13 protein-coding genes are annotated in these 16,849 nt (G+C 70.5%); 5 read left to right on the forward strand and 8 right to left on the reverse strand.

The features are described 5' to 3' along the window. Positions 1–92: 92 nt before the first annotated feature. The gene (locus tag ACIGXP_RS02355) at positions 93–1,727 is read right to left on the reverse strand and encodes a vanadium-dependent haloperoxidase (RefSeq protein WP_399763075.1); all 1,635 of its coding nucleotides are present in this window, start codon (positions 1,725–1,727) and stop codon (positions 93–95) included. A gap of 283 nt (positions 1,728–2,010) precedes the next feature. Further along, positions 2,011–2,433 (reverse strand): ATP-binding protein, encoded by a 423-nt coding sequence (locus tag ACIGXP_RS02360; RefSeq protein ID WP_399763076.1) that lies wholly within the window; start codon positions 2,431–2,433, stop codon positions 2,011–2,013. Between the two features lie 520 nt (positions 2,434–2,953). On the opposite strand from ACIGXP_RS02360, the gene ACIGXP_RS02365 reads away from it, so the two are divergent. After that, entirely contained in the window at positions 2,954–3,220 is a 267-nt protein-coding gene (locus ACIGXP_RS02365; RefSeq protein WP_399763077.1) for a hypothetical protein, read from the forward strand. Between the two features lie 180 nt (positions 3,221–3,400). Here ACIGXP_RS02365 and ACIGXP_RS02370 read toward each other — a convergent pair whose 3' ends face one another. Together ACIGXP_RS02370 and ACIGXP_RS02375 are read right to left on the reverse strand one after the other, a co-directional pair. Next, entirely contained in the window at positions 3,401–4,192 is a 792-nt protein-coding gene (locus ACIGXP_RS02370; RefSeq protein WP_399763079.1) for an anti-sigma factor family protein, read from the reverse strand. Between the two features lie 25 nt (positions 4,193–4,217). Beyond that, the gene (locus ACIGXP_RS02375; RefSeq protein WP_399763543.1) at positions 4,218–4,838 is read right to left on the reverse strand and encodes a sigma-70 family RNA polymerase sigma factor; all 621 of its coding nucleotides are present in this window, start codon (positions 4,836–4,838) and stop codon (positions 4,218–4,220) included. A 994-nt stretch (positions 4,839–5,832) separates the two neighbouring features. On the opposite strand from ACIGXP_RS02375, the gene ACIGXP_RS02380 reads away from it, so the two are divergent. Further along, complete coding sequence (locus ACIGXP_RS02380; protein ID WP_399763081.1) at positions 5,833–6,912, forward strand: NAD(P)-binding domain-containing protein; 1,080 nt, start codon at positions 5,833–5,835, stop codon at positions 6,910–6,912. 12 nt (positions 6,913–6,924) lie between these two features. Here the strand turns inward: ACIGXP_RS02380 and mltG are convergent, their stop codons facing one another. Together mltG and ACIGXP_RS02390 are read right to left on the reverse strand one after the other, a co-directional pair. Beyond that, positions 6,925–7,827 carry an endolytic transglycosylase MltG gene (gene mltG, locus ACIGXP_RS02385; RefSeq protein ID WP_399763083.1) on the reverse strand — a complete coding sequence of 301 codons (903 nt, stop codon included), beginning with the start codon at positions 7,825–7,827 and terminating at the stop codon, positions 6,925–6,927. Between the two features lie 133 nt (positions 7,828–7,960). Then, on the reverse strand, positions 7,961–9,769 hold the full coding sequence (locus ACIGXP_RS02390) for an ABC transporter ATP-binding protein (RefSeq protein WP_363215360.1): 1,809 nt from the start codon (positions 9,767–9,769) through the stop codon (positions 7,961–7,963). Positions 9,770–9,883: 114 nt separating this feature from the next. On the opposite strand from ACIGXP_RS02390, the gene ACIGXP_RS02395 reads away from it, so the two are divergent. Next, entirely contained in the window at positions 9,884–10,333 is a 450-nt protein-coding gene (locus ACIGXP_RS02395; RefSeq protein WP_363215359.1) for a MarR family transcriptional regulator, read from the forward strand. A 218-nt stretch (positions 10,334–10,551) separates the two neighbouring features. Here ACIGXP_RS02395 and ACIGXP_RS02400 read toward each other — a convergent pair whose 3' ends face one another. Further along, the gene (locus tag ACIGXP_RS02400; RefSeq protein WP_399763086.1) at positions 10,552–12,162 is read right to left on the reverse strand and encodes a peptide-N4-asparagine amidase; all 1,611 of its coding nucleotides are present in this window, start codon (positions 12,160–12,162) and stop codon (positions 10,552–10,554) included. A 150-nt stretch (positions 12,163–12,312) separates the two neighbouring features. Between ACIGXP_RS02400 and ACIGXP_RS02405 the strand changes: the two genes are divergently transcribed. Together ACIGXP_RS02405 and ACIGXP_RS02410 are read left to right on the forward strand one after the other, a co-directional pair. Next, positions 12,313–13,887: a M1 family metallopeptidase gene (locus tag ACIGXP_RS02405; protein WP_399763087.1), complete on the forward strand. Its 1,575-nt coding sequence runs from the start codon at positions 12,313–12,315 to the stop codon at positions 13,885–13,887. Between the two features lie 159 nt (positions 13,888–14,046). Further along, on the forward strand, positions 14,047–16,062 hold the full coding sequence (locus ACIGXP_RS02410; RefSeq protein ID WP_399763089.1) for an N-acetylmuramoyl-L-alanine amidase: 2,016 nt from the start codon (positions 14,047–14,049) through the stop codon (positions 16,060–16,062). Here the strand turns inward: ACIGXP_RS02410 and ACIGXP_RS02415 are convergent. Further along, on the reverse strand, positions 16,059–16,823 hold the full coding sequence (locus ACIGXP_RS02415) for a L,D-transpeptidase family protein (RefSeq protein WP_399763546.1): 765 nt from the start codon (positions 16,821–16,823) through the stop codon (positions 16,059–16,061). The genes ACIGXP_RS02410 and ACIGXP_RS02415 overlap by 4 nt on opposite strands. Positions 16,824–16,849 lie beyond the last annotated feature (26 nt).

Below are 16,849 nucleotides of genomic sequence, written 5' to 3' on the forward strand. Positions count from 1 at the left end.
TCTGAGCGTGGCCCGAGCCAGTGGTACCCGATGCGCCGGGACCACTGGCTTCTCGGCCCAACCATGTGCATGGTTGTAGCGTGGCGGCGCGGTCAGAGCCGACCTGCCACGAAGTCGGCCACCTGGGCGCCGAGTTGCTGGCCCGCGTGATTGTCGAGGGAGGTGTGCTGGCCGGACCAGATCCGGCTGAGCCACGCTTCGGTGGCGGCGTCCTGGAAGCCGGTGAAGGTTCGAGTGACGCCCTTCGAGGTCACCGCAAAATGATGCCGCGCCCCGTAGAGTCCGGCGAGCGTCGTTGCCGCAGCCTGGCTGAGAGCGCCGTGAGCGCCCGGATAGGACGGATCCGGTGCGGTCGGCAGCAGAGGGGTCCAGCTGGGATCCCCGACGATGCTCGGGTTGTAGTGCGTACCGCCGAGCCGGATGGCCGTCACTGGCCGCCATACGCGGTAGGCGTACTTGGCGTCGTACATCGCGATCGCGGTGTCGGCGAGGGACAGGTCGAGCCGGGCGAAGACCTTCACCGCCTTCTCCAGGTTCGCGTTCTGGGAGGTGACGAGGTTCTGCGTGATCTGGTTCCAGACGTTCCATACGGGTGCCGCCGCCCAGAACTTCGCGGCTGCCGTCTGATCGGGAGTGCGGGTGGTGCTGGTCTTGCTCCCCAGGCTCTTGACCTCGTTCAAGGAGGTGGCGTACGCGGCGCTGCTCACGGCCGGCGGCGGTGCCGGGCGGAACTGCCGTCCGTGGGCCAGTACGAACGGCTTGACCGAGCCCCATTCGGTGAACACCGGTGTCGGGAAATTGGGAGGGGTGGGCCGGTAGTCCCCGGCCTTGTCGCCGGGGCGGAACCGCGGCGGCTCGGCTGAGGATCCGTCGTTGGACCGCAGGGCGATCAGCCGGCGGGCGACCTCCGCTCCCACACCAATGCCCGCCTGCTTGCCCGGGCCGTCGGAAATCGCGGACAATTGGCTGCTCAGCCGCTGGTTCAAGCCTGCACGCCTGGCCGGGTAAAGGGCGACCAGCACATCGTGGGCCGCCTGGTCCGCTGCGGCGTCCGCACGAGCGCCTCTGGGCGCCGTCACCGAGAACACGTAGGCGGGGCCGGCCCGGGTGATCGATACCACCGCGTCGTACTCGGCAGCCTGCAGAAGCGCGAAGCTGCGCGTGGGTTGGACGGTGGACGGCTGCGCCTTCGGATTGCTGAGGATGGTGACGAGCTCGCGGTTCCACTCCACGACCGACATCCCTGCCCCCGTCGCGGCGGTGCGCGGGGCCGGCGAGTGAGCGGTGGTGGACCCGAAGGCCGGGCCGGCGAGTCCGGCTGCCAGCGCGGCTCCGGCAAGTATGGCGAGTGTCTTCTGCTTTCCACCCATGTTCTGTGGCTCCTTGTCGCTGGTGGCGGGCTGTGACAACTGGCGGTCATGCGCGTGGCTCATCTGTGTCGGCCACGCGAGCGTGATGGTGTCGGGGTGGTACGAGCCGGCAGCCAGGTCGAGATGGCGGCGGTCGTGGAGGACGAGTTGCCCGGCGGGTTCCGCGGCAGCTGCGACGGGGCCGGGGTAGTCCAGGGCCCTCCGGCCCATGAGGGCCTTCCGGCGTAGCGGCCAGGCGCGTTCGGCTCCGGGGGCCAGCACTTGGTGCATCTCGCGGCGCAGATCTGGCGCATGCGTACATGCCTCGTGCGGGGGCGGGGCGTCGATGCCCTTGCCGCTGTTCGGGGTGACGTCCACGCTCACACCTCCGCCGGTACGCAGGGGCCGGCGCCGCAGCGTTGACACAGCACCGTGTCGTGGTGGGTGCCGCCACGATCGAGTGCCGATGGGCGGGCCGCGGACCGCATGGGCACCTGGGCCGGGCCCGGGCAGCCGTCGATGGGACACGGCTTGTGGGTCGCGAAGGACCACTCGGCGAGGGTGTCGGGTGGCCCTTCGCCGCGGCCGCCCCCGGTGGCCCGTCGCTGTGCTGCAGTGCCGGCCCCGGCAGGTGGCAGCTCGTGCGGAGCGTCCGGCCCGGTCATGGCGAGCACCTCAGGCAGGCGCGGACTTCGCGGCCGCTGCGTGTCTGGCGAATCTCGGTCGACTGGGCAAGGGACTGGACGATGCCGGTGCCACGGCCGTGTTCGTCGGAGGCGATGCCGGGGCGATGACGCTCCACGGCGGCGCCGGAGTCGGTGACCACGATGTGCAGAGTTTCGTGGTCGAGGGCGAGCAGCAGGGTCATGCGCTCATGGCCGTACTGGGCAGCGTTGGCGGCGAGTTCGTCGACGATGAGAACGGCGGAGTCCCGCTCACCCGCGGGCACACTCCAGGTCTCCAGCAAATCGGCTGCGAAGTGACGAGCGGCGGAGACGTGCGCCTCCTGCGCCGGCAGGGTGAGCAGTGCATGGCGGCGGCAGGGCCGGCCGAGCAGTGAAGTCGGGCTGGGGGAGTCGGTCACGAACATGGTCTTCTGGCTCTTCTGTCGATGTGCGGAGACCGGAACGGGGTGACCACAAGCAATTCGGGGGTGGTCGGCAGGCCGGATCCTGATCCTGCGTGGGCGCGCTCAATCAGTTCCACGGACGACACATGCCGGACGGTTCGAGCTAATTGCCTTTTTTGTTCCCTGCCTACATTTCGGCTGGATCGCGGTCCTCCGCGTGCAGACGTGATGGATCCTCTTCTCCGGGTTGTACGGACTTCGGGAAAAAGAGGAGTCGTGCGCGCCCCGTCGGCCCGCTCATGCATGAAGTCAGCTGCGGACTGGGCCGGTTCGACGGAGCGGGGGCGAGAGTGACCACGGCCCGGAAACCGTCGGCGCGTCGTGGGAAGGGCCAGGGTGTCGGTCTTCGCCTCCTCCGGCGGAAGCGGAGATGTATGCCGCCGCACCCCTTTCGCACAGCCGTGGTCACCCGTGTACGCGGCCGGCACCCGCGGGGCCCGGCGCGGGATGGCCGACCGGCCCCTGCGGAGGTCGCGTGACGGAAGCAGGCCAGAGCCCCAGCCGGTCGCGTACCCGGATGGCCTTCGCCTTGATCAACCTGGCGGGGGTGATCATTCCCGGCTGGCGGCGGCCGACTCGGCCATCAGCCGCCTCCGCGCGCCGGCTGCCGCTCAGCCCCTCGGCCGTACAGGTGCCGGTGCCGGCCTCCGAGGCCGCCACATTCATCGGCCGCGAGCCCTTGTCGGACGGTCCCGCCGATCCCGGAGCCACGCGGTCCGGCGGGATCGAGGGGCTACGGTGATCACGAGCGTGACCGTCCAGCCGGTGTCACGGGCAGAAACCTCTTCCATGACCATCAGCTGGACGTCCTGTGCGCGCGACGTCATCTTGGCCTCTTGTGCCACCAATCCTCACGCCCCGCTGCTGCCGTCACGCCACTGGGCGACCGGCCGCCCAGTGACATGACCGCCATGGTCTGGCCTCACGCTCGGATGGTGACCAGCTTCTGACCGTTGCCTGCGAGGATCTCGAAGTGCTCGATGGCTCCCGGAGCCATGGCGACCGCTCCTGGGATCGTGGTGCCGGGAGGGTACTCGCCTGCCCGCCAGGTAGCGCCGTCCGTCCTGGCCCCGCCGGGCCCGACCGCCTGCAGCCGACAGGTGATTCCGGCGGGTGCCCCTCCTGCGGAGATCTGCAGGACACTGCCCCAGGCAGAGGGCGAGACCTTCACCGAGGCGGAGACGCCGGTGGTGGGATCACTCCCGGAGAAGGTGCGCCAGACGGTCGGCGCGGTCGGCCCGGGCGGCCTCGCCTGACTGCCCACGGATCCGATGGCCGCCAGCCACGTGCCACCGGCCGCTGCCGCGATGAACGTCAGTGAGACTGCAGCGCCGGCCAGTTGCAGACGCCAAGACCTGCGGCGCCTGGCCGCAGCCTGCTGGAGCAGCCTCTCCAGCACACCCCCCTCTGGGGTCTTCGACACCGCGGGCGCGGCGGGCCGTTCGGGCAGCGGGGAGCCCTGCGCGCTTTCGGCTGCCCGTGCCATCAGTCGGTCGGTCAGGTCCGTTTCGGCCGCCGGCACCGTCTGGCCCGAGGCTTCGGCTTCGGTCACCGTCGCCAGCAGCGCAGGCAATCCCGCCAGCTGGGCGTGTTCGGCCCGGCATTCGGTGCATGCCGCGAGGTGGATGCGCACCTGTTCCATTTCCGCCGAGGGCAGCGTGCCCAAGACGTAGCCTCCCAGCATCAGCCGGAGGGCGTCGTGCTCCGCACTCATGGTCGCCGCCTCCTGCCCGCCACGGTCATGGCTCGATCCCCCGTTCCTGCAGCGCCAGCCGCAGGGCGTGCAGGGCGTAGTACGTCCGCGACTTCACTGTGCCCAGCGGGATGCCCAGCACCTGTGCGGCCTCCGCCATGGTCCGGCCCCGGTAGTAGGTCTCCAGCAGGACGGCGCGGTGGTCCGGGGACAGTGACCGGACGGCTTCGGCAACCGCCCAGCTCTGCAGTGCCTGCTCGATCTCGTCCTTGCCCGGCTTCTGCTCGGCGGCTCGCTCCAGCACATCGCCGCCGGCCTCGGCCGGCCTGGACTGCCGGGCCCGGTGGGCGTCGATGACCAGGTGTCGAGCGACCGTATACAGCCATGCCCGGGCCGGGCCGCGGGCGGGGTCGAATGCGGCGGGATGCTGCCACGCTCGCAGCAGTGTCTCCTGTACCACGTCCTCTGCCCATTGCCAGTCTCCCGAGGTCAGTCGCAGCACGTAGTGAAACAGGGCTCCTGCGTGCTCTGCGTACAGAGTGCGCAGCAGTTCCTCATCTGCGGTCGAGAGGGTCCCTCTATCAGAGACACGGTGCGCGGAGCGATCCGGATCGGTCCTTGAACCACGCTTTCGGGAACTCCTGGGCATAACACGATCATCAGTCATATGCACCGCTTTGTCCTGTACGGGCAGCTCGGTGCCGGGCACGCGCTGTGGGTGCTGCAGGTGGTACGCCCTTGCGGCGTTACGACCTCGCCATGATCAAGCATGCGCGGATCCTGGACCGACTCGCTTCCGCTGTGGCAAGGGGTGGAACAGGGGTGACCGAAATGCACCAGGCGACGCACGCGCTCTCGCCACCGGCCCCGCTCCCCTGCCCCCGTGCATCGAAGCCGGTGCCACTCCGCAGCCCCGACCGATGTCCAGCACACACCCACGCCGATGGCGCTATGCACAGTGATCGGTGGCTGTGCGGCGACCGGGGCAGAGTTCCATCCGGCCAGTGTGCGCATCACCCGTATGGGCGACGCCGACCTGCCCCGAGTCGCTCGTGGCTGCCCGCTCGGGTGAACTGCCGCGTGTCGCCTTCATCTTCGTGGCGTGGCAGGGCGGATGCGCAGCGCGGAGCACCTGGAGGCGGGCAGCCGGCACGGGGCGGCACCCAGGCTCGCTCGCTGGGTCCGTGAGGACGCGTGCCGATGAACGCGGCATCCACCACATCGCTGCGGTTGCGTCCAGAACGACAGCCGGGCCCGCGAGCCAGAGAGCGGCAAAGGCCCGGGCCGACCGCGGCCGACCTGTAGGTGAAATGGTCTGACATCGACGACCAGCGGCACATGCCCGTCCCGCCGAACAAGAAAGTCCGGGACATGACGTCTTCTTGCACATCCACCTTGGCGGTGAGCAGGAACGGCTGGGCCCAGATGCCCGTTACGCTCCGGTCGAAGTCAGCGTAGAGCAGGCGCGTCAACTCGAGTCGCGACTCGTAATCACATGATCACATGATCCCGCATGGGCGAGGACCAGACGACGCGCGACATGCATCCCGTTGTCCTTTGGGCCGAACATGGGCCATGCTCCGCGAGAAAAGGACATACGAGATGAAAACCCACAACCGGCTCCCGGGAAGATCCGCACCGAGACCCCTGTTAGTAGAAGAGTGAACGAACTGCGTGAGGTCGAGGTTGTCGTCATCGGCGCCGGCCAGGCCGGGCTGTCCAGCGCCTATCACCTGCGGCGCACCGGCTTCGAGCCGGAGCGCGACTTCGTGGTCCTCGACCACTCCCCCGCGCCGGGCGGCGCCTGGCAGTTCCGGTGGCCGTCGCTGACGTACGGCAAGGTGCACGGGATGCACGCCCTGCCCGGCATGGAGCTGACGGACGCCGACCCCGCGCGCCCCTCGGCGGAGGTGATCGGTGCGTACTTCGACCGGTACGAGCGCACCTTCGGCCTGCGCGTGCGACGGCCCGTCAATGTGCAGTCCGTCCGGGAGGGAGACGGCGGGCGGCTGCTCGTGGAGACCTCGGACGGCAGCTGGTCGACGCGCGCCCTGATCAACGCGACCGGCACCTGGGACCGGCCGTTCTGGCCGCACTGCCCCGGCCAGGAAACCTTCCACGGACGGCAGTTGCACACCGCGCAGTACGCCGGACCCGAGGAGTTCACCGGACAGCGGGTCGTGGTCGTCGGCGGCGGCGCCTCAGGCACCCAGCACCTGCTGGAGCTGGCCCCGTACGCGGCCGCGACCACCTGGGTCACCCGGCGGCCTCCGGTGTTCCGCGAGGGGCCCTTCGACGAGGAGACGGGCCGGGCCGCCGTCGCACTGGTGGAGGAACGGGTGCGCCAGGGGCTGCCGCCGCGCAGTGTGGTCTCGGTCACCGGGCTACCCCTCAACGACGCCGTTCGGCAGGGGCTCGCCGACGGGGTCCTGGACCGGCAGCCGATGTTCGACCGGATCACCCCGGACGGCGTGGCGTGGAACGATGGACGGAGCATCGACGCCGATGTGATCCTCTGGGCGACAGGGTTCCGGGCCGCGCTCGACCATCTGCGTCCGCTGCGGCTGCGCGAGCCTGGCGGCGGGATCCGGATCGTGGGCACCCGGGCGGTGGCCGATCCGCGTGTCCACCTCGTCGGCTACGGCCCCTCGGCCAGCACCATCGGCGCCAACCGTGCGGGCCGCGCGGCCGTCCGGGACATCAGGCGGCTGCTGGAGAAGGAACAGCCGGTCGCCGCGTGACCTTCCGCCGGGTCAGCGGACCGAAGGCTGCGAGGCTCCGGACCCGTCCGGACCCTGACCCGGGCTCTGGCCCTGTCCCTGCCCCGCGGCCTGGCGCACGGCGTTGAATTCCGCCACGTTGCGCAGGTGCGTCTGGTAGTCGGAGGTGAAACGGGTGTCTCCCGGCTTGACCGTGACGAAGTACAGCCAGTCGCCCGGCGTCGGGTTGAGCGCGGCGCGCATCGCCTCCTCGCCGGGGTTGTCGATCGGTGTGGGCGGCAGGCCCATGCGCTGATAGGAGTTGTACGGGCTCTCGATCCGGGTGTCGTCCTGGCTGGTGCGGACGGTGCTGCGGTTCATCGCGTAGTTGATCGTCGAGTCCATCTGCAGCGGCATCCCGCGTTCCAGCCGGTTGAGGACGACCCGGGCGACCTTCCCCATGTCCGCCTGCGTCGCCGCTTCCGCCTGGACGATGCTGGCGATGGTGACGGCCTGGTAGACGTTCATCGCGTTGCGCTGCGCCCCGGCCGCAACTGGCGCCGCATTGAACTCGCTGTTGGCGGTGTCGACCATCGAGCGCAGCAACGACTCGGGCGTCGCGCCCTTCTCGATGCGGTACGTCGCCGGAAAGAGATAGCCCTCCGGGTTGCCCTGGGCTTCGCCGGGCAACTGCAGGCCGGCTTTCCCGATGGACTTGCGGGTGCTGCCCGGGGGCAGCCTGAGGGCCCTGTCGATCGCGTCGTACACCTGGCTTGCGCGCCAGCCTTCCGGGACGACCAGCGCGGTGGGCGGTGGCGGCTCCTTCGGGCCGCTGTCCAGCGTCAGCAGCGGCACCGCCACGGCGGTGCCGACCAAGACGGCGCCGGCCGCGAGGAGGGCGAGTCTGCCCCGGCGTGTCAGTCGCATCGTGCCTCGTGACGGAATCTTCGTCTGCATGCGGGAACGGTAATACGCATATCGCTCTAAATCCGGTACATATGCAGTTGTCGGGCACAGCGTCAGCTTGTCGGTTCCGGCCGCGCTCAGCTCACGGGTTCCGGCCGCGCTCAGCACGAGGTTCGATCTGCGCTCAGCTCGTCGGTTCGAGTTGGGCGTCCCGGCGCACCAGCGCGGCGTACCTCCCGTCAAGCTCCAGCAGCTCCTCGTGACTGCCGCGTTCGGCGACCCGCCCGGAGTCGAGGACCACGATCTGGTCGGCGCCGCGGACCGTGGACAGGCGGTGGGCGATGGTGATCGTGGTCCGGTCCGCCGACAGGGCGTCGATCGCCTCCTGGACGGCGGCCTCCGTACGGGTGTCGAGCGCGCTGGTCGCCTCGTCGAGGATGAGGACCGGCGGATCGCGCAGGATGGTACGGGCTATCGCCAGGCGCTGTTTCTCACCGCCGGAGAAGCGGTGGCCGCGTTCGCCGACGACCGTGTCGTAGCCGTCGGGGAGCGCGGCTATGTGGTCGTGTATCTGCGCCGCCCTGGCCGCCGCCCGCAGTTCCTCGTCGGTGGCGTCCGGCTTGGCGAAGCGGAGGTTGTCGGCGACCGAGGCGTGGAAGAGGTACGTCTCCTGCGAGACCACACCGACCGCGCGGGCGAGGGTGTCGAAGTCGAGGTCCCGGACGTCGATGCCGTCCAGGGTGACGCGGCCGCCGGTGACGTCGTAGAGGCGGGGCACCAGATAGCCGAGCGTGGACTTGCCGGCGCCGGTCGGACCGACGACGGCGAGGCTGCCGCCCGCGGGCACGGTGACGTCGATGCCGTCGAGGACGGGGCGGGTCCTGTCGTCGTTGTCGTAGCGGAACTCGACGCCCTCGAAGCGGACTTCGCCCTTGACCTGGTCGAGACGGACGGGCCGTTCGCGCTCGGTGATGTCGACCGGCAGGTCCAGGTACTCGAAGATGCGCTGGAAGAGGGCGAGGGAGGTCTGGATCTGGACGCCGGTCGCGAGCAGGCTCACAGCCGGGCGGAACAGCCCCTGCTGGAGCGAGACGAAGGCGACGATGGTGCCGAGCGAGACCTTCGGGCCGCCGAACTGGAGGGCGAGACCGGCGGTCCAGTAGATGACGGCGGGCATCGCGGCCATGACGATCGTGATCACGGCCATGCGCCAGCGGCCGGCCATGTTCGACCGCACCTCCAGGTCGACCAGGCGCTCGGACTCCTCCGCGAAGGACGCGGTCAGCGAGTCGGAGCGGCCCATGGTGCGGCCGAGGAGAATGCCGCTGACCGAGAGCGACTCGGTGACGGTGGCCGCCATCGCGGCCATCTGCTTCTGCCGCTGCGTGGTGATTTTCTTGCGTTCGTTGCCGACGCGGCGGCTTATCCACACGAACACGGGCAGCAGGAGCAGCGAGACGATCGTGAGCCGCCAGTCGAGGGCGACCATCGCGACGATCGTGGCGACGACGCTGGTGGCGTTGGAGACGAGGGAAGTGGCGGTGGAGGTGACGGTGGCCTGCATGCCGCCGATGTCGTTGGCGATCCGGGACTGCACCTCGCCGGTGCGCGTGCGGGTGAAGAAGGCGAGCGACATGCGCTGCAGGCGGCCGTAGACGGCGGTGCGCAGGTCGTGCATGACGCGCTGGCCGACCGTGGTCGAGATCAGCGTCTGCAGCACGCCGAAGACGCTGGAGAGGACCGCGCTCAGGATCATGCCGAGCGCGAGCAGGCTGAGCAGACCGGTGCGGCCCTGGGGGATCGCGACGTCCAGGGTCTCCTTGAGCAGGAACGGCGTGGCCACCGAGACCAGGGAGGAGGCGCCGACCAGCAGGCCGACGACCGCCAGCCGGCCCCGGTAGGGACGGAAGAGCTTCAGGATGCGGCGCACCTGCCGGGGCTGTTCCTTGGCGTCGGCAGGCGGGGTCCAGGACGTTTCACGGTCGGGGTGCATGGGCTCCTACGGAGGTGAACGGGCGCCGGACAGGGATCGGCCGACGGTGACGAACGGATCGTAGCTCATTGTTACCTATACTCACAATGAACGGCATCCTGATATTGTTCCCGCATGACCATCCCCGACCCCGACGGCCTGCTCGCCGAGCAGTTGCTGCGGCTGACCCGCCGGGTGCACCGCATCCAGAAACGCCATCTGGAACGCCACGACCTGGGCATCACTCCGGCCCAGTCCCGGCTGCTGCGCACCCTCGCGCACTACGCTTCCCCGCCGCGCATGGCCGACCTGGCCGAGCGTCTGGAGGTGGTGCCGCGTGCGGTGACAACACTGGTCGACGGTCTGGAGGCGAGCGGGAAGGTACGGCGGGCGCCGGATCCGGCGAACCGGCGGGTGACGCGGATCGAGCTGACGGACGAGGGACGCACGACCCTGCGCGAGCTGCGCGGCGCGCGCCGCTCGGCGGCCGAGGAGATCCTCGCTCCGCTGACGGAGAAGGAACGCCAGGTGCTCGGTGTCCTGCTGGACACCCTGATCGAGGGGGACGGCGGCCAGCGCTGCTGAACCCACCGCCCCGGGCTCGGCGTACAGCGCGGCGGGCCGTACACCACTGGTGCCCAGACAGCTCTTGATGACCCCGAGGCCGCTTGCGTGCGACGCGTCGCGGCAGGGACGGATGCGGACTGCGGCACGGGCGTTCATCCGAAGGCCCGCTCGATCCCCACGGTGACGCCCGTGCCACAGCCGCTCACATCACCGTGGCGCATGCCACATCGCCGTGCTCAACAGCGGTAGCGGTCCTCCGTGAGCGCCCCTTGAGCCGTGGCCAGCGAACGGTCGTAGCAGCCGTCGGAGCCGTACAGCCGGTAGCGCTCGCTCGACGTGCCGACCGCGTGCCGCTGGTCGCGCGGGACGTTCATGGTGTACGCCGCGTCACCGTTGTAGGTGTCGTCCAGCCGCGACCACGCGGTGCGCCGGCCGCCTTGCAGTTCCACGACCGACGCGCGGTCGCCGAGTGTCAGCACGGTGCGCAGCCGGTCGTCGGTGCCGATGGTGGTCGCGCCGTTCATGGTGTACGTCCGGTGTGTGTGCGTCGTCCGCGCGGGGCCGTGTCCGCCGACGGTGACCGTCTGGTCGTCGGACCAGGTCGCGTCCAGTCCGTCCATGTTCTCGCCGTCGGTCCAGCGGTGGACGGAGGTGTTGGCGAGCGCCCGGGTGACGGTGGTGGTCACACGGCCGTGCGAGGTGTCGAGGTATCCCGAGACGGTGAGCCGGTGTCCGGCGTCGGTGGCGACACGGTTCTCCGAACCGGGCGTGTACACGGAGGAGTTGGCGATGTCCGTCGCCCGGTCCGCGGTCAGCGCGCCGGTGACGCGGTCACGGTGCGCGTCCTGCCAGACCAGGACGTTGACCGGCGCGCTCCAGCCCGGCCGGCCCGCGGGCAGACCGGCCACGGAGACCTCGAAACGGTGCGGACGGCCGTCGTTGAGCAGACCCGCGAAAGGCGTGAGGTCGTATGCGATCGGGCGGACGTCGAAGGCTCCCGGTGCCGGGAGGACGTACCAGAGGAACGGGTTGGACCAGCCGCCGGTCCAGACGTTCGGGAAGGGCGCGGCGATTCCGGCGAGCCGGCCGTCGACCTTGATCTGCACCTCGCGGTAGGGGCCGTGATCGGCCTTGCAGGAGTACGACGCCGGGTCGGCCACCGTCAGATACCAGAACTCCTCGCAGCCGCCGCCCGAACCGGTCGCGTACACCTCGGCGACGATCCGTTCGCTGTTGCGCGGCGTGGTGAGGGTCGTGCCGTCGGGCGTGTCGGCCAGGGTGAGCACGCGGTCGGGGGTCCGCTCCGCGGGACGGCCCGCGTAGAAGGTCAGGGTGACGTGCACGTCGATGACACCGGTGTAGGTGCCGTCCACGACGTTGCCGATCAGCATTTCGACGTCCTGCGCCCTGCGGAAGGTGTCGCTGTACCGGGTGACGTCCTTCTCGACGTGCCATTCGATCCCGTCGGGCGAGGGCTCCGGTGTGGAGGTGCGCAGGATCTCGACCCCGCCGACATGCAGATAGCCCAGGCGGTCGTACTGACGGCCCTTCACCTTGCCGTCGAGCCGCAGGACGACCTTGCTCCAACGGTCGCCGCAGTCCTGGGGCGGGGTGTACGCGCCCCGGTACGGCGTGAAGTCGCGGAACTGGGCGTCGGCGAGCGTGACCTGACAGGACGGGGTGTGCGGCAGGTCGACGGGCGGCGCCGCGGTGACCGGGTCGTGCCAGTCGGTGCCGAACTCGGCCGGAGCGTCGGCCGCCTGGGCGGCAGCGGCTCCCGGGCCGAACAGGGCGCTCGCCAAGAGGGTCGCTCCGGCGAGCATGGACATGACTATCCGTCTTCTCATGGCCGTGTTCTACGGGGAGTTGACCACCCACCGCAATGAGGAGATCGGACGACAGTCGCCGCGCGAGCCGGTCCGGCGGGAGCGCATACCGGCTGACCGCACAGCGGAACATTTAGTGCTATATGCACACCTCGCTGACATAGTGCGGTCATGAAGATCATGCCCGCCGGCCGCCCAGCGGGGTCCTCGCGCCGCGAGTCCCGGCACCGGCGCCCCCGCCCCGTCCTCCGCACCCCTCGCGTGACCCTGTCCCTGGCCCTCGCCGTTGCCGTCACCGGTGCCGCCGCGTTCGCCGCCCTGTCCTCGCACGGCGCCCACCGCTCGCCCGCCCCCGGCCCGGCCGCCTCCTCGGGCCCGGTGCCCTCCCCCGGCGCACCGGGCATCGGCGACCCGCTCATGCCGCTCGCCGGAAACGGCGGCTACACGGTCCGCCGCTACACGCTCGACTTCGACTGGCGGGCGCCGCGGACGCCGTTCGCCGCCGGCGCCACCATCAGCGCCACCGCCACGCAGTCCCTGTCCCGCTTCGACCTCGACTTCGCGGGCAACACGCTGCACCGGGTCACGGTCGACGGGGCGCCGGCCACCGCGGTACGCGACGGCGACGAACTCGTCGTCACCCCGGCGCGCCCCATCCCCCTCGGCAGCACCTTCACCGTGCACGTCACCTACACCGCCGACCCCAGGCAGAGCCGGCACCGCGACGATGCGATCCAGGACTACGGCTGGGTGCCCACCGCCGACGGCACCTTGGTCTGCGCTCAGCCCGACGGCGCGAAACTGATCTTCCCGGCGAACGACCACCCGAGCCTGCGGGCGCCCGTCACCTTCCGCATCACCACACCGCCCGGAATCAGTGCGGCGGCCAACGGCCGCCTCGTCGGCACCGTCCGGCAACCCGACGGACGCGTCCGGTGGACCTACGACTCCGAACAGCCGATCGCGGCACAGCTGGTCCAGATGGCGATCGGGAGGTTCACCTTCGCCGACAGCACCGGTCCGCACGGACTTCCGGTCCGGGACGTGGTCCCGGACGACCTGGTCGGCGACACGGAAGGCTTCCGCTCGCTCACCCCGGAGCATCTCGCCTGGCTGGAACAGCGGCTCGGCCCGTACCCGTTCCGCCGCTACGGCGTACTGGTCGGCGACACCGACCTGCCGGTGGCACTGGAGACACAGTCGCTGTCCGTCGTACCGAAGGACGACCTGCTGGGCGACCGGGTCGACGCCGAGCGCAACCTCGTACACGAGCTGACCCACCACTGGACGGGTGACAGCGTCGCCGTCCGGCGCTGGGCCGACCTCTGGCTGAGCGAGGGTCACGCCCGCTTCTACGAACGTCTGTACTCGGCCGAGCACGGCGGCATCAGCCTCACGGACGCGATGCGGGCGGCCTACGAACAGCACGACCAGTGGCGGCACGACGAGGGGGCGCCCGCCGAGCCCACGCAGTCCACGCTGTTCAAGGTGATGCGCTACGACGGCTCGGCGCTCGTGCTGTACGCCCTGCGGGAGAAGGTCGGCGCGGAGACCTTCGGCCGGATCGAACGCTCCTGGGTGACGGCGTATCAGGGCCGGGCGGCCGGCACCCGGGACTTCATCGCACTCGCGTCGCAGGTCGCGGGCGAGGACCTGAGCCCGTTCCTGACCCCGTGGCTGTACGGGCCGCACACCCCGCCCATGCCGGGCCACCCCGACTGGCAGGTGGACCCGGTCGAGGACTGAGCCGGCACGCCGCCGACCGAGTGGCCCCTGCCCGGCCGCTCGGCCACCCCGGTGACGCTTGGCGCGACACGGCGCGGAAGGCACGGAAACGTACCAGGGGTGGCGTCCAGGACAACCCCCTGTGTTCTGGTGGTGACGACATGTCTGGAGAACCGTGCAATGAGAAGACCCGCCGCCCCACGTGTTCCCAACTCCCTGCGCGAGTGCCGCCGGGCAGCCTGCGTGATCGCGTCGGCGGCGGTGCTGGTGCCGCTGCTGCTCATCCCACTGGCCGACGACGAAACCCCGGACCAGCAGCTGCAGAACACCTTCGCGGAGGCCGCCCGCGAGTTCCACGTGCCGCGCAGTGTGCTCATGAGCGTGTCCTACATGCAGACGCGCTGGGACACCCATCCGGGTGCCCCGAGCGTCGCGGGCGGCTACGGGCCGATGCACCTGGTGGACCCCAGCCGGACCGAGGCTCCCGCAGCGGCAGCCGGCTCGGCGGAGAACGGCGCCGGCATCCGGCCGCACGCGGGGGCGGCCGGAACCTCTGCCGCACCCGAGGCCACCCCGTCGCCCGGTCACACCGTCCAGCCGGCGGACCTGGACCGCGCCGCACGCCTGATCGAGGTCCCGGCCGAGCGCCTGCGGACGGATCCGACCGCCAACATCCGCGGCGGCGCGGCGATCCTGGCCGCCACGCAACGCCAGCTCGGCAAGCCCCTCAGCGACAACCCGGCGGACTGGTGGGAGGCGGTGCAGCACTACCCGGGCACCCGTGACATCACGGCGGCGACCACGTACGCGAACGATGTCTTCGACGTGATCCGCAAGGGGGCGCACCGCACCACCGCCGAAGGACAGGACGTCACCCTCGCCCCCAACCCCGGCGTACGCCCCCACGTCACACGGGCACAGGCCCCGCCGCGGCCCAAGCAGGTCGAGTGCCCCGCGGAGCTGGCCTGCGACTGGCTCAGCGCGCCGTACGAGGAGATCGACGAGGACGGCGACTACGGCAACCACGACCTCGGCAACCGGCCTGTCGACCAGAAGATCGACTACATCGTCATCCACGACACCGAGGCGTATCTGCCGAACATGTTCAAGACGGTGCAGGATCCCACGGAGGCGTCCTGGCACTACTCGATCCGCTCCAGCGACGGCCACATCACCCAGCATGTGAGGACCAAGGACGAGGCCTGGCACTCCGGCAACCAGTTCGTGAACGCCCGCTCGATCGGCGTGGAGCACGAGGGCTTCCTCGCCCAGCCCGGCAAGTGGTACACGGAACCGATGTACCGGGCCTCGGCGCGCCTGGTGGGCTACCTGGCGAAGAAGTACCAGGTCCCGCTCGACCGGCAGCACATCATCGGCCACGACAACGTACCGGCGCCGACCGACGACTCCATCCCCGACATGCACGACGACCCCGGTCCCTTCTGGGACTGGCGGCACTACTTCGACCTGCTCGGCGCGCCGCTGCGGGCCTCGGCCGGTCCGGACAGCGACATGGTGATGATCCTGCCGGACTACGCCATCCACAAGCCACGGTTCACCGGGTGCAAGGGCAGCGGTCAGCCGTGTGCGCCGCACGGCTCCAGCGCCGTACGCCTCCACACGCGACCGGACGACAACGCCCCGCTGATCCAGGATCCCGGCCGCAAGCCGGACGGCGACCCGTCCACGGAGGACGTCAACGACCTGGGTTCCCGCGTGTCCGCAGGGCAGTCCTTCGCCGTCGCCGACCGCAGCGGCGACTGGACGGCGATCTGGTTCCAGGGCCACAGAGCATGGTTCAGGAACCCGGCGAAACACCCGACGGCCGTCGGTGCGAGCGGCCACATGGTGACCCCGAGGGAAGGCCTGGACGAGATCCCGGTGTACGGGCGTGCCCTTCCGGAGGAGGACGCCTACCCCGAGGGCGTGGAGGGGGAGCCCGAATCGCCGCTGCCCTACCGGTTGCGGGCGGGACAGCGGTATGTGACACAGGCCCTCGTCCGCAGTTCGTACGTCCCCCGGTCGTCCATCGTCGACACACCCGACCCGGTGGTGAAGGGCCAGGAGGGGTACTACGAGATCCAGTTCGGCCACCGGCTCGCCTATGTCAGGGCCAGTGACGTGGACATCGTCGACAGTACCTCTGCGGCGGCGGGACCGCCGTCGGCGCCCACGGACGACCCGGCCGCGCGCTAGGCGGCCAGTTCCGCCCGGTCCCCCATCACCACGACCGGATCGAGCGCCGGGTCGAGCGTGCGCAGCAGGACTTCCATGGCCTGCTTGGAGACGCTGACGCAAGCCGAGGTGCCGCTGCCGTGGTCCATGTGCAGCCAGATGCCGCCCCCCTTGCCCGCACCCCAGGGACGGCCGGCGTCGCGCGGCGGGGTGCCGGGGAGGCGGTTGTAGTCGATGGCGATGACGTAGTCGAAGTCGTGCTGGTGCGCCTCGTCCCAGTCGGCCGGCGGCGTATAGGCGCTTACGTCGTGGTCGTACGGCAGTCGGGCGCCCGGGTCGGGGAGCACACCGCCCGCGTCGGAGAGGGTGAACACACCGACCGGGCTGCGCTGGTCCCCCTCATGGTGGTCGGCGGTCCAGCCGTGCCGCCCGTTGTGGGCGGGCCAACTGCCCGTCGAGTGCCACCCGGCACCACGCCGGGTGTACAGCACCAGCCTGGAGTCGGCGGAGTTCGCGCCCTCGCCGTAGACGGCCACGATCTGGCGGGAGCCGGCGGGGATCCGCCGGCGGAGGCGGGCGCCGACGCCGGGGATACGGGTCGGGTCGGTCGTGGGAACCGAGGACACGGTCGGGCTCTGCGCCGGCCGGCCGGCGGGCGCCGGCGCTCCAGCGGTGCGCGCGGGGCCGGATGCGGGGCCGCCGCACGCGGTGAGGGTGGCGAAGAGCGCTCCCAAGGCCGCCACCGCGACCGTCCCACGCCGCCGTACGTTGTCGATCTCCATGTGCACCGGGCCATGGTGGCCTGAAG

It is taken from the genome of Streptomyces sp. NPDC053069, assembly GCF_044546895.1.
Lineage (GTDB): Bacteria > Actinomycetota > Actinomycetes > Streptomycetales > Streptomycetaceae > Streptomyces.

What these genes read in the sequence shown, in the direction of transcription:
- ACIGXP_RS02370 (WP_399763079.1), bottom strand. Translation starts at nt 4,192, where the DNA reads ATGAGTGCGGAGCACGACGCCCTCCGGCTGATGCTGGGAGGCTACGTC.
- ACIGXP_RS02375 (WP_399763543.1), bottom strand. Translation starts at nt 4,838, where the DNA reads ATGACTGATGATCGTGTTATGCCCAGGAGTTCCCGAAAGCGTGGTTCA.
- ACIGXP_RS02415 (WP_399763546.1), bottom strand. Translation starts at nt 16,823, where the DNA reads ATGGAGATCGACAACGTACGGCGGCGTGGGACGGTCGCGGTGGCGGCC.
- ACIGXP_RS02395 (WP_363215359.1), top strand. Translation starts at nt 9,884, where the DNA reads ATGACCATCCCCGACCCCGACGGCCTGCTCGCCGAGCAGTTGCTGCGG.
- ACIGXP_RS02390 (WP_363215360.1), bottom strand. Translation starts at nt 9,769, where the DNA reads ATGCACCCCGACCGTGAAACGTCCTGGACCCCGCCTGCCGACGCCAAG.
- ACIGXP_RS02410 (WP_399763089.1), top strand. Translation starts at nt 14,047, where the DNA reads ATGAGAAGACCCGCCGCCCCACGTGTTCCCAACTCCCTGCGCGAGTGC.
- ACIGXP_RS02405 (WP_399763087.1), top strand. Translation starts at nt 12,313, where the DNA reads ATGAAGATCATGCCCGCCGGCCGCCCAGCGGGGTCCTCGCGCCGCGAG.
- ACIGXP_RS02400 (WP_399763086.1), bottom strand. Translation starts at nt 12,162, where the DNA reads ATGAGAAGACGGATAGTCATGTCCATGCTCGCCGGAGCGACCCTCTTG.
- mltG (WP_399763083.1), bottom strand. Translation starts at nt 7,827, where the DNA reads ATGCAGACGAAGATTCCGTCACGAGGCACGATGCGACTGACACGCCGG.